Raw genomic sequence first — 13,345 nt, 5'->3', positions numbered from 1 at the left:
ACTTTAAACCATTTTATTTTACATCCAATTGCTATCAGAGGTTTCAATTTCGTACAACCAGCGGTTTACCTGTTGTTTAATTATTGAATAATTCCCTAGCTGAAAAGCAATCGTGCCTCCTGCAGTATGCAGTGTTATCGAACCTATATTTAGCCTTTTGTGCCAAAAAAGTTGCGAAGTAGTAATCGCTTGAATTTTGCTAGGTTCAATAATAGCATCGCTTACATCCCAAGCGCCACTTTGCTTTATTATAAAATTCTCATTTATGAATAATCGGTTATTTATAAATTTAAAGTACTGAATCAGCCCAATAGAAAGGATAGCAATAGGAACCAAATAACTATATTCAAATACAGATGGGACAAAGCAATACCCAATTATCATAAAAACAAACAAAGGTAATCCAATTGTAAGGAAAACGGAAAAAATAAGTTTACGAAAATTTGGCTTGAGTATCAATCCTTTTTCAGGAATTTTATGAAACAATAGCTTTAAAACAGCGTCACGTTCCGACTCGCTGCAACCAGGGATTTCTATCGCTGATTTTCTTTCTTCATTTTCTCCACTAGTGGCTTGTTTGATTTTTAGTTCAAGAATGCCCATTTTCTTCTGGAAATAATTTCTGGTAACAGTCGTTATCTGAACTTTTTCAGGTTTAATAATGGTACTTTTTGTGTTCAAAAGTCCAAAAGACAATAACAAAGAACCTTTCTGTCTGGCTATGTTATAATCGTAATACTTAAACACAGTCCGCATCACATTTAGAATCAAAACTGCTATAAACAAGACAATTACGCCTAGTAAAATGGTTTGTGATACTAAGTTCTGATCTATAAAAGTCCCTAGTTTCTCTTTATAAATGGTATTCTCGTCTCCAAAATTTTGAAAATTCTCATAAATTGTACTAAAGAAAATAATAAGTAAAGCGATGGTTTTTTGATAATTAGAAGTAATTCCAACTTTTAGCAAACTCAAAAAACTAATTTTTATAAAAGGATGCGCTACTTCAAAGAGTTTTTGTTCCGTTTCCTCCAATGATATAGCTTCATTTTTGCTAATACTCTTTTGCCCTTCATTTTCTAACAAACGAGATTTTAAATCCAAAGCCAATTGATGCGAAATGGCTTTGATAATCCCTTCCTTCTTGTTGGTTCCAGCAGTATCCACGTCCAATTCATATACACCAATCAGCTTTTGAATAAAAGACTGATTAATATTTACTTGCTGAATTTTATGCAGCTGAATTGCAGTTTTGGTTTTATTAAAAACACCTTCTGTAATAACAAATTCTTGGTTTTCTGAATCTAATAAAAAAGTAAAATTTAGATATTTCAAATAAGAAACAACTCCGATACTTGCGAATAGAAGAAGCATTCCCACTACTAAATACACTTTGTTAATTTCATCAAATTTAAAAGCCCAAATTAAGATAATAGGCCATAACGCTCTACCATATTGCTGAAGCGTGTAAAAAAACATAACCCAAATCCCAACTATGGATTGCCTTTGTGGTTGACTAAAATCGGATCCCATTACAATTGCTTTTTAATTTTACCCATCAACAATTGTTTAATATTCTCGGCTTGCTCTTTCTCTATTCCAGGAATTTCAATATCACTGGAACTTCCCCCAGCAGTAAAAATTTCAATTTTGGCAAGACCAAAATAACGTGATACTAATCCTTCATGTAATGCCACATGTTGCACTCTATTATATGGAATTACGATTGTATTGGTTGCAATAATTCCATGTCGGAATAAAACATCATGATTTCTAAAAGCAAATCCTTTTTTCTTAAATCCAATAATAGAAAATACAATAATCAAACTTGAAATAATAGGAAGCAAAACACCTAAAATCATCCAAATTCTTCCCGGAAATAATTCCGGTTTCAAGATAAAGACTAGTGAAGGAAGTAAAATAAGGATGCTAATCACGATCAATAAATTAATCAACACCACTTTAAAATATTTAGGATGTAAATTCGTAAAAGTAACTTCCTCAAATTTTGGAAGATGGCTGGTATCGATTGTGTCGTTTGTAAAATTTTCCATTTATAAAATTTAGTTTTAAGCGCAAAGTCTATAGTTTAAAGTTACTTTTCAAAACAACTTTAAACTTTAAACATCAAACTTTTTATGGCAACCATTTTTTCTCGAAATTCGGTTTTCTTTTCTCCAAAAATGCATTTCTACCCTCTTTAGCTTCTTCGGTCATATAAGCTAGACGAGTGGCTTCACCGGCAAATACTTGCTGTCCCACCATTCCATCGTCAGTAAGATTCATAGCAAATTTCAACATTTTGATAGCCATTGGTGATTTTTGCAAAATTTCCTGCGCCCATTCGTAAGCCGTATCTTCTAATTCAGCATGCGGAATCACAGCATTTACCATTCCCATATCCATAGCATCTTGAGCAGAATAATTGCGTCCCAAGAAGAAAATCTCGCGTGCTTTTTTTTGTCCCACCATTTTAGCCAAATAAGCCGAACCGTATCCACCATCAAAACTAGTTACATCGGCATCCGTTTGTTTGAAAATCGCATGTTCTTTACTCGCTAAAGTCAAATCGCACACCACATGCAAACTGTGTCCACCACCTACAGCCCAACCTGGAACTACAGCGATAACTACTTTTGGCATGAATCGAATTAAACGTTGCACTTCTAAAATGTTCAAACGATGCTGTCCATCATCGCCCACATATCCTTGATGACCGCGTGCGTTTTGATCGCCACCGCTGCAAAAAGAATAGATACCATCTTTAGACGATGGTCCTTCAGCAGACAATAAAACGACACCAATAGAAGTATCCTCTTGTGCATCGTAAAAAGCATTATACAATTCAGCAGTAGTTTTTGGACGAAAGGCATTGCGCACATCTGGTCTGTTGAAAGCTATTCTGGCAACGCCATTGCATTTTTTATAAGTGATATCTTCGTATTCTTTAGCAGTGATCCAATCCATTGTAAATGATTTAAATTATTTCAGTGTAAAAATAAATCATTTTTTACATTCTATCTATTCTATTTGCATAAGGTTATGGTAATCCTTCTCTGATGAAAGGTTACGAAATGTTAAAAAACAGGGAGTAAAAAGTATTTTAACAGGTGCTCATTCAAATTATTTCTATATTTAAGATAAGCTAATCAGACGAATACACAGTATTCAACTTGATTAATTATTAATTCTTCACTGATTTATTAACCTAAAAAAAAGAATGTATTGAATGCAATTAAAAATGTTGTCGCTCCTTTTTCTACGGTAATATCTTATTATACTATTATAAAAGCCCTGTTAAACGAGTTAATGAACAAAACATTTGCCCCAACAGTAAAAAATAAAAAGTAACACCTACGGTTAAATTAAAGATTTATTTTTCTTGTCCTTGCGAAAGTGAGACATTAATAAAAATAATTTAGAAAATCATCTTCCAATATATATAAAACCAAAGGTTTATCGTGAACTTATTTCTTAACTCTTACGCAAGTTTTTGTACATTTAAAAGACAAATAACTCTTTAAAGTACTTTGCGCTTAAGCTAATATTTTAAAAATAGTATCTTGAATACTATCGATTTACAGGCGAATAAAGCGACTTTAAACTTAAATTTATTTTGATGATGTTAGAATTTAATATTCTAAAACAGCATTAAAAAGAGAAAGACTAACCGTTTCCGATTAGTCTTTCTTTTTTTTTATTCGTTAACCAAATATATTCCGTCTTCCTTGATTTCTATTAATTTTTCTCGATACAAAGCACCAATTGCTTTTTTGAAGGTTTTTTTACTCATCTTCAAAACAGTTTTGATATCCTCAGGATGTGAATTATCAGTCAAACGCAAAAATCCTCTACTCGCTCTCAGCTCATCCAGAATTTTATCGGCATTTGGCTCAATACTTTCGTAGCCTTGGATTTGTAACGCTACATCTATTTTGTTATCGGGACGTATTGTTTTTATATAGCCTCGCATGCGATCTCCCGTGCGAATCGCATCATCATAAACTTCATCTTTGTACATCAAACCTTTGTACTTTTCGTTGATGATAACGTTAATTCCTAATTCAGTGATATGAGAAACAATTAAATCTACCTCTTCCCCTTTTTCAACCGTTAGGTGATCATTTTTTAAAAACTGATTCAATTTACTAGAAGCCACCAAGCGATTGGTTTTTTCGTCCATATAAAGATACACCAAGTAACGTTTCCCTTTTTCCATCGGACGTGCCTGCTCTTTGAATGGAACCAAAATATCCTTTTCCATTCCCCAATCCATAAAAGCCCCAATTTGATTGGTATAATTCACACGCAAAAGTGCAAATTCATTCAATAAGATATACGGTTCTAAAGTTGTAGCAACGGGTCTTTCTTCGTGGTCTAAATACACAAAAACAATCAACTCCTCGCCTATTTCAAATTCGTTGGGAACGTATTTGTTAGGCAACAGAATGTCATGAATTCCTTCTGGATCTTGCTGTGGATTTCCCAAAAACAAACCCACTTTGGTATCGCGTAATATGGTAAGCGTATTGTATTTTCCTATTTCAATCATTTTCTTTCAATTTCTAAAGTGCAAAGGTACGAACTTTGAAAATAGTAAATTAAGAAACCGTCCACAAAAAAACAAACCCCAAATTTGATGGCTATTTTCTTTTTTAGGAGCACAACCTGTCGTTGTTTCATCACGAGTTGTCCCGCTATCCGCAGTATCCACGCCCAAAAGCGTGGGATACTTGCTTCTATCGGGGCTAGATTAGAGCGTTTTGTTTTTCAGAATTTCGAACATTATTGGAGTAAACAAATCTAAAAACCCAATTTCACTTACACTTTGTTTTTCTTTTTCACTAACTTTGAGGAAACTAAAAAAACCTATTAATGAAACCATCCTCAATTCTCTGTTTGTTCCTACTAGTATTCATTTCCCATACCAATTTCGCACAAACCACAGTCGATGATCCCGAAATAAAAAAAATGGTTGCCGAAGTAAAATCGGAAAACATGGAAGCTACAGTCCGCAAACTCGTCTCTTTTGGGACCAGACATACCTTAAGCGACACAAAAAGTAACACTCGCGGTATTGGAGCGGCACAACGCTGGGTAAAATCAGAATTTGATAAATATGCTTTGGCATCAAATGGAAGACTAACTTCAGTCATTGATTTTTTCACTATCAAAGCCGACGGAAGACGCATTGCCACAGACAGCCAGTTGGGTAATGTGATGGCAACCTTAAAAGGAACTGATCCTAAAGATGATCGTGTATTGATTATAAGCGGCCATTTAGATTCCCGTGCTTCAGATGTTATGGATGCCAAATCAGATGCACCAGGTGCTAATGACGATGCTTCCGGAGTTGCAGCGATGATGGAACTTGCCCGAATAATGAGTCAAAGAGAATTTCCTTTTACGCTGATTTTTGTGGCGGTTGTTGGTGAAGAGCAAGGATTGTACGGAGCCAAACATTTAGCGGATGTTGCCAAAGATGGAAAATGGAATGTAATTGCGATGATCAATAATGATATGATTGGAAACAGTTTATCCAGCGGAACTTTATTGAGAGACAATACTAAAGTTCGCGTTTTCAGTGAGACAATTCCATTCTTAGAAACCGAAGCAGAATCAAAAATGCGTAAATCAACCAATCGTGATAACGACAGTCCATCGAGACAATTAGCCCGATATATCAAAACAGTTACCAATCAATATGTAGAACAATTAGACATTAATTTAGTGTATCGCAACGACCGTTTTTTACGTGGTGGCGACCATACGCCTTTCAGTCAAAATGGCTTTACAGCGATTCGTTTTTGTGAAATGAATGAAAACTACGATCACCAACATCAAAATGTACGAAAAGAAAACAATATCCAATATGGTGATCTCGCTGAATTTATGGACTTTGAATACATGAAGAAGGTAACCTGTTCTAATTTAGCCACTTTCAGTAACTTAGCTTGGTCTCCAAAAGCTCCAACAAATGTTGGAATTGAAGTAAAAGATCTTACTAATTTCTCCACTTTAGTATGGACCGCTCCTGAAGGAAAATCAGTTTATGGTTATAATATCCTTATTAGAGAGACATCTTCTCAGCATTGGGAAAAAGCAATTTTTGTAAAAGACACTAAAGCTGAAATTCCGTATTCTAAAGACAATTTTTTCTTCGCTGTTCAAGCTGTAGATGCATTAGGACATTCCAGTTTACCGGTTTTCCCACTACCTATTCGTTAAATAGTAGAAGATTTAAAACCATTCAGCCATTTATAAAATTGAGTTTTTCTTGTTGAATCATATTTTCTGAGTGGTTCAATATAACATCAAACAAAAAAGCGTTTGCCGAGGCAAACGCTTTTTTTATGGGTACCATTTACAAATTAACTGTTAATTGTAAACGCTTTCTTTTTTGAAGTGAACAGCCAGTAAATAATAAATTACAACTCTGTATTTATTCCTGTTAGAACGACCGTATTTTTCCATAACGGCATCTATAGCAGCATCTAATTCTGGACCATCTGTAAGTCCTAATTTCTTAATCAGAAAATTGTGTTTTACTGTATCCAATTCGGATTTCTGACTTCCGGCTACGGTTGCTGAATCATCATTATAGATTGACGGACCGCAACCAATAGTTACTTTTATCAACAAATCCATATCTGGATTTAAGCCACATTTGTCTTTCAAATCGGTGGCATATTTTACAATTAATTCATCTCTTGCACTCATAAATAAAAGTTTACTGTTTGATTAATAGAGCTTTACATATCCAAATTTAAACAATAATTCCTCTCCTTTTGCGAATTTAAAAAAATATTAGCCTAATTCTTTAAAATATTGCAGCAAAATGCTGTCATTTTTTAATGTGGGTGTGAAAATTTCCAAAATACTTGGTTTTTCATTTTTAGCATATAAAGAGGTCAAACTTCTGGATAAACTAGCTTCATCGCTGGCAATACTATATTCAAAACCATACATTTTTGCCAAATGTTCCGCCGTTAAACAATGAGAAGTTTCAAAAAATGTATTAAAAACAGGGCTTTCTTCATGCCCTGGTAAAATTCTAAAAATACCACCACCTCCGTTATTAATCAAAATAATTTTGAAATTTTTTGGAATATAATGGTTCCATAATGCGTTACTATCATATAAAAATCCAATATCACCTGTAATGAAAACGGTTTGTTTATCATTGGCTACAGCCGCACCAATTGCAGTAGAAGTACTTCCATCGATTCCGCTGGTTCCGCGATTACAATACACTTCAATTGAAGGATCAATATCTATTAATTGGGCATATCGAATCGCTGAACTATTGCTGATTTGCAATTGACTATTGAGAGGCAAACACTGCATCACTTTATCGAAAACTTTAAAATCCGAAAAAGGAATTTTATCTAAATAAATGTCACTTTTTAGTTTTCGCAATGCTTTTACAGCGTCTAATTGCTCGAAATAATTACTTTGTATTGATTCTGTAAGTGGCATGAAAGTGTCAAAAAATACATTTGGGTCAACTTCAAAATGTTGGGTCAAAGCGCCAAAAGTATCATACGCTCTCCAAGAATCAATATGCCAATGGTGTTTTGGTTTGTATTTCCTTAAAAAAGCTTTGATTCGTTTTGAAACAACCATTCCGCCAAAAGTGACTAAAATTTCCGGACGAAAATTTTCAAAATCTTCATTCGTAAAAGGCGTAATTATCGTGTCAATATTATTGATAAAAGTATCATGATGCAAATTAGAAGTCGTTTCAGTCAACACTACAACCGACTCATCTTTGGCGAAAGCCTCAATTATTTTTTCGCTAATAGCATTCGGATCATTCACGCCAACCAGAATGATCTTTTTGGTGGAATTGTTCCAAATCGTTGCAAATTCCGAAACGTCTTCCATGGAAATCGTCTGAGTCACATTTGCGGAAGCGATAGTATTTACTTTGACTGAAAGTTCCGAAACGGTTTCGTACAAAGGTTCCTCGAAAGGTGCATTAATGTGAACAGGTCCTTTGTGAGTGATAGCTGTATTGATGGCTTCGTTGATTTTTAAATCATTTTCGATTGAAACATCCTCATGCAAATTAGCATTGTATAGTGAATGATTTTCGAAAACATTTTCCTGTCGGATGGTTTGCCCGTCGCCAATATCAATTTTGCTTTGCGGTCTGTCTGCCGAAATCACAATCATAGGAATCTGGCTGTAAAATGCTTCTGCAAAAGCCGGATAATAATTCAATAACGCAGAACCGGAAGTACACACCAAAGCCACTGGTTGCTTGGTTTGTTGCGCTATTCCCAATGCAAAAAAAGCAGCCGAACGCTCGTCAGCAATACTGTAACATTGAAAGGCGGGATTATTTACAAAACCAATTGTAAGCGGGGCATTTCTAGAACCTGGAGAAATAATTATGGTGGTGATTCCTTTATCCAAACAAATTTCAATAATGCTTTGTGCTAAAGGTATTTTGGGGTAAATCATTGTTTTAGTTTCAAATAAACAAAGTTACAAACTTGCAAGGCTTTTTGCTTTATTTTTAGCTCTTTTTTCTTAATTTTGAAGGAAAATAAATGCTTCATGGAAATCAAAATAAGACCGGCTGTTTTTACCGATTTAGATACAATATTGGAAATCATCAATCACCAAATACTGAACAGTACTTCGATTTATGATTATGAGCCACGTGATTTTGAAACCCATAAATTGTGGTTTGAAGACAAGTTAGCCCACGATTTACCTGTAATTGTCGCAGAAACTGAAAACGGAACAATTGGATACGCTACTTATGGTACTTTTCGTCATAAAATAGGTTACCGTTTTACAGTAGAACATTCTGTTTATGTTGCAGAAGAATTTTTAGGAAAAGGAGTTGGTAAATTATTATTGGCTGAATTAATTCAATTGGCAACAAAACAAAAATACCATACAATGATTGGTGTTATTGACTCCGAGAACAAAGGAAGTATAGCTTTTCATCAAAAATTTGGTTTTGAAACCGTTGGTGTTATCAAAGAATCTGGCTATAAATTTGATCGTTGGTTGAGTTCTGTTTTCATGCAATTGATTTTGGATAAAAAATAATTTTCACCACAAATTTTCACAAATTGTTTTTTTGTAATTACAATTGAATGTTTCTATAAGCTAAAGTCTAGTACATTTAAAGTGTATCTTTGCACCTTTATAATTATTATGAGCTTTACTCTTCTTTCATCGCCTTTACAAGGATTTACCGACTTTCGTTTTAGAAACGCACAAAACAAACTTTTTGGCGGAATTGATACTTTTTACTCGCCTTACATTCGCTTAAACGGAAAAATGGTTATCAAACCATCTTACGAACGCGACCTGCTCCCGGAGAATAATCAGGATTTAGAGGTTATTCCACAAGTAATAACAAATGATGCCGATGAATTTTTATTTGTAGCAAAATATGTTCGAGAATTGGGGTATAAAGAGTTAAACTGGAATTTAGGCTGTCCTTATCCTATGGTTACCAAGTCTGGCATGGGTTCCGGCTTAATAAGTAATCCCGAAAAAATTAATAATATCCTCCACAGAGCACATACTGAATCTGACATTATTGTTTCTATGAAAATGCGTTTGGGGTATGAAAACAGTGAAGAAATTCTGGATGTTTTACCTATTTTAGATACGTATCCTATCAAAAATATTGCGATTCATGCTCGTATCGGAAAGCAATTGTATAAAGGTGGCGTAAACTTAGATGCGTTTCAATTATGTGTCGATAACACCAAACACAAACTGTATTATAATGGTGACATAACCTCGGTTGCTAAATTTCATGAAATGCAGCAACGCTTTCCAACTATTGACCATTGGATGATTGGCCGAGGATTAATTTCGGATCCATTTTTACCCAGTATGATAAAAAATAATACTGCAGAGTATCCTGCCAACAAAATTGAATTATTCAGTGCTTTTCATGATACTCTGTATGCTATTTATAGCGAATCACTTTCTGGTTCAACCCATATTTTATTGAAAATGTACCATTTATGGGAATACTTTTCGGCTACATTTTCTAATCCGCATAAAGTTTTAAAGAAAATAAAAAAAGCACAAAGTATTCGAAATTATGAAGCTGCTGTTGCGGAAATTTTCAGAAACGAAAAATTCTAAAGAAAAAAAAATAAACCTTTAAGAAATTAATAAAAATTAAGCTCTGAGTTTCAAAGTAACTTACTTTCTTAATTGTTCAATTTTTAAAAAATATTCGACATTTACTGAAACCATAAAAAAAAGAGATTTTCATTTGACTGAAAATCTCTTTTTTTTTATTTAATAAATAGTCGCAAATTAGTGGTAGAAAATTATGCCTTTAACCAATTTAATACTTCTGGATCTGTTACTAAAGTTTGCGGAGAAATAACTTTTTCTAATTCTCCGTTTTCGTTGATCAGGTATTTTTGGAAATTCCATTCTACTTTCGAATCTTGCAAGCCATTTTTAGCTTTTTGAGTCAAAAACTGATAAATAGCCGCCATATCATCTCCTTTTACAGAAATTTTATCCATCATTGGGAAACTTACTCCATAATTCATTTGGCAGAAAGTAGCGATTTCTTCGTTAGTTCCTGGTTCCTGCGAAGCAAAATTATTAGCTGGAAAACCCACAATTACCAAGCCTTTGTCTTTATATTCTTTATAAGTAGCTTCTAAATCTTTATATTGTGGAGTTAGACCACATTTTGAAGCAGTATTTACTATTATTACTTTTTTGCCTTTTAAAGACGCAAAATCAAAACTCTTTCCTGATAAATCTTCTACTTTGAACTGATAAATGGTTTCTTTTGCTATTGCTGGTGTTTTCATGGTAGTGTCAGATTTTTTAGGTTGCGCCTGATTTTGGCAGCTAAATAATAGTAAAGTGCAGGTTGCTGCAAATACAAGTTTTTTCATAATTGAAATTTTTTGTAAAATTAAAAAAATATTTGTTTTAAAAAAGTGTTTTTTAGTTAAACAGTAGTTAAATAAAAAGAAGCCTGACACTATGAATTGCCAGGCTTCCAAACAAATAAACAACAAATCTTAATGTGGTATTTAAAACGTGTAGCTAATCTTTCCTTTCATGAAGAAAGGCGTTCCTGGAGTAAAATGAATTTCTTCGACACTTTCAGGCTCATTTTGAAGCCTAGATTCAGTGGCAAACTGCGTTTCGTTCCATTCAGTGTCAAATATATTCTCTACTGCTATTCCGAAATTGATATTCTTATATTGATAATTAACATTTAAATCGGAAATAAAATAACCTTTGGCAACTATTGAATTATCTTCATTTGCAGGACGACTTTTCAAGTAACGATACCTGATTCCTCCTGAAAAACCATTCAATTTTTGGAAACTCAATCCACCTGTCGTCGTGAAATCAGGTGCCAATGGAATGTAATCTTGGCCTTTTGGTTCATCAATGCTTCTAGCATACGTATAATTTGCATCAGCATCAAAATACAACCAATCGTTCAACTGATAACGCAATCCTAACTCTGCTCCCATACGTCTTGATTTTCCGCTTGGCTCAATAATTCCCGCATCTCCAACATAAACAAACTCCTGTTCTAAAAATAAATACCATAATGCAGCATTCACAATTAGCTTTGGAAATGGTTTCCAAATGGCACCAATATCCGTTCCTATAGCAGTTGGCACTATCTGTTTTCCATTATTTTGAACAACAACTCGCGCATCGTTAGAGTGAAAACCCATTCCTGATTTTACAAAAAACTGCAAATTGTTATTTTCAGAATAAATTAAATTTAGTTTTGGGGAAAACTTCACTTTTGATTCTGATTGTGTTTTGTAATTCTCCATTAATTTATCTTGATAATTGAATTTGAAATAATCCAATCGAATCGCTGGGTTAATCATCAGTTTTCCAAAATTAAATTCAGAATTCAAATAGGTAAACAAATTAGATTGATCAATATCTCCTAATTTTATATTCTCAAGAACCGTTCTTCTGTTCAAAGTATGTGAAAGCTCCGTATCTGTTGTTGCATCTGCACGAAAACCAGCTCCAAATTGTAGCAAAACGTCAATATCATTTATTTTTGTTTTCTTATTCAATTCCGCATTCATTCCATAGATGTTCCGGTTTTCTTTCTGTTTTATTTGGTCACCATTTATTGGATCATTCAAAAAGAAAGTAAAATTAGAATACAATTCAAATTGATAATTCGAATAAAAAGCATTAGCCTTTAAAAACGTATTTTCATCAATTGGTTTACTCAAACTTGCATTAAAATTGGTTCGAGAAGTACTTCCTCCTTCGGTATCATCAACTGCGCCAAATCTTGAAATCGTCCTATTATCAACCAATCGCTGCGGAATTTGTCCAGAAGCGTCCCATTTGCTGGTAAAGCGAGAAGCCAAGACTGAAAATTTGCTATTATCGTTCAAAATAGCAGAATATTTACCCAATAAATTGACTCTATTAAAATTTTGAGGAGAATCAAATGGACCATCTGTTAGTATATATTCTGTGGCAATGTAGGCACTTTGTGTTTTTTCGTTGCCCAAAAGATTAAAAAGGCCCACCGTTCTCAGCGTATTGAATTGTCCTATTTCGACTCCAATACTACTTTTTTCAATTTTATCTTTAGTTTGGAAGGCAACGTATCCTGCCGTAGCAAAATCCCCTTTGTTGGCATAATACGTGCCCTTTCCAAAATCTATTTTTTCTACCGTTTCTGGAATTACAAAATGCAAATCAGCGTAACCCTGACCATGTGCATGAGATACCACATTTACTGGCATTCCGTCTACCGAAATGGCAATATCTGTTCCGTGATCAATATCAAAACCTCTTAGAAATATTTGCTCTGCTTTTCCGCCACCAGCATGCTGACCAATGAATAATCCTGGTACTTTTCTCAAAATTTCTTGTGAAGAATTTACCGGTGTCGTTTGCAAATCAATTTTAGAAATGACATTCATAGCCGAAAGTTTGGGCTGAATTACAATTTCGTTTAATCTGAAAATATCATCTTCGAGAATAACTGTATCATCCGAAGAAACAATGGTGAAATTTGATTTTTTATATCCTAAAGCCGTTATTTTAATAACATCTCCTAAAAGCGTTTTGTCCAAACTGAACAACCCAAATTCATTCGTGTGAGCATGGCTTTCAGAATTTGTATTCACCAAGTAAGCATTCTCAACAGGATTTCCATCGCGATCCAAGACTTTTCCTTTTTGGATTTGGCCATAGGAAGACAATCCAAAAAGGGTAATCATCACCAAAATAATATTTTTCATACGAAGATAATATTTGCTTTTTATTGGAATATGGAATTCGCATATCTTATTTGGTGTTTGACACCAATTTCAGGTTATGCTCA

11 protein-coding genes are annotated in these 13,345 nt (G+C 34.0%); 3 read left to right on the top strand and 8 right to left on the bottom strand.

The window, feature by feature from the left end; translation table 11 throughout:
• Positions 1 to 18 precede the first annotated feature (18 nt).
• The 4 genes from BLS90_RS05950 to BLS90_RS05935 all read right to left on the bottom strand — a co-directional run bounded on the left by BLS90_RS05950 (position 19) and on the right by BLS90_RS05935 (position 4,552).
• Positions 19 to 1,533, bottom strand: a complete 1,515-nt coding sequence (locus tag BLS90_RS05950; RefSeq protein WP_091256401.1) for a PH domain-containing protein — start codon at positions 1,531 to 1,533, stop codon at positions 19 to 21.
• Positions 1,533 to 2,054: a PH domain-containing protein gene (locus tag BLS90_RS05945; RefSeq protein WP_091256399.1), complete on the bottom strand. Its 522-nt coding sequence runs from the start codon at positions 2,052 to 2,054 to the stop codon at positions 1,533 to 1,535. Before BLS90_RS05945 ends, BLS90_RS05950 begins: the two co-directional genes overlap by 1 nt.
• 82 nt (positions 2,055 to 2,136) lie before the next feature.
• Entirely contained in the window at positions 2,137 to 2,967 is an 831-nt protein-coding gene (locus BLS90_RS05940; RefSeq protein WP_073354068.1) for a 1,4-dihydroxy-2-naphthoyl-CoA synthase, read from the bottom strand.
• Between the two features lie 730 nt (positions 2,968 to 3,697).
• Positions 3,698 to 4,552, bottom strand: coding sequence for a CvfB family protein (locus BLS90_RS05935; protein WP_091256397.1), 855 nt, complete (start codon positions 4,550 to 4,552; stop codon positions 3,698 to 3,700).
• 323 nt (positions 4,553 to 4,875) lie between these two features.
• Here BLS90_RS05935 and BLS90_RS05930 point away from each other — a divergent pair, with 323 nt between their 5' ends.
• On the top strand, positions 4,876 to 6,228 hold the full coding sequence (locus BLS90_RS05930) for a M28 family metallopeptidase (RefSeq protein WP_091256394.1): 1,353 nt from the start codon (positions 4,876 to 4,878) through the stop codon (positions 6,226 to 6,228).
• Positions 6,229 to 6,378: 150 nt separating this feature from the next.
• Here the strand turns inward: BLS90_RS05930 and BLS90_RS05925 are convergent, their stop codons facing one another.
• Both BLS90_RS05925 and menD read right to left on the bottom strand, forming a co-directional pair.
• Positions 6,379 to 6,720 (bottom strand): DUF2853 family protein, encoded by a 342-nt coding sequence (locus tag BLS90_RS05925; RefSeq protein ID WP_091256392.1) that lies wholly within the window; start codon positions 6,718 to 6,720, stop codon positions 6,379 to 6,381.
• Between the two features lie 87 nt (positions 6,721 to 6,807).
• The gene (gene menD, locus BLS90_RS05920) at positions 6,808 to 8,469 is read right to left on the bottom strand and encodes a 2-succinyl-5-enolpyruvyl-6-hydroxy-3-cyclohexene-1-carboxylic-acid synthase (protein ID WP_091256390.1); all 1,662 of its coding nucleotides are present in this window, start codon (positions 8,467 to 8,469) and stop codon (positions 6,808 to 6,810) included.
• 96 nt (positions 8,470 to 8,565) lie between these two features.
• Here menD and BLS90_RS05915 point away from each other — a divergent pair, with 96 nt between their 5' ends.
• The gene (locus BLS90_RS05915; RefSeq protein ID WP_091256388.1) at positions 8,566 to 9,069 is read left to right on the top strand and encodes a GNAT family N-acetyltransferase; all 504 of its coding nucleotides are present in this window, start codon (positions 8,566 to 8,568) and stop codon (positions 9,067 to 9,069) included.
• Positions 9,070 to 9,177: 108 nt separating this feature from the next.
• A complete protein-coding gene (locus BLS90_RS05910; RefSeq protein WP_091256385.1) occupies positions 9,178 to 10,128 on the top strand; it encodes a tRNA dihydrouridine synthase in 951 nt (316 codons plus the stop codon).
• Between the two features lie 191 nt (positions 10,129 to 10,319).
• Here BLS90_RS05910 and BLS90_RS05905 read toward each other — a convergent pair whose 3' ends face one another.
• The gene (locus tag BLS90_RS05905) at positions 10,320 to 10,907 is read right to left on the bottom strand and encodes a glutathione peroxidase (RefSeq protein ID WP_091256794.1); all 588 of its coding nucleotides are present in this window, start codon (positions 10,905 to 10,907) and stop codon (positions 10,320 to 10,322) included.
• Positions 10,908 to 11,048: 141 nt separating this feature from the next.
• On the bottom strand, positions 11,049 to 13,262 hold the full coding sequence (locus tag BLS90_RS05900) for a TonB-dependent receptor (RefSeq protein ID WP_091256382.1): 2,214 nt from the start codon (positions 13,260 to 13,262) through the stop codon (positions 11,049 to 11,051).
• Positions 13,263 to 13,345 lie beyond the last annotated feature (83 nt).

Origin of the sequence: Flavobacterium omnivorum (assembly GCF_900099915.1) — a bacterium.
GTDB classification, from domain to species: domain Bacteria; phylum Bacteroidota; class Bacteroidia; order Flavobacteriales; family Flavobacteriaceae; genus Flavobacterium; species Flavobacterium omnivorum.
This window is presented reverse-complemented; position numbering and strand designations above follow the sequence as displayed.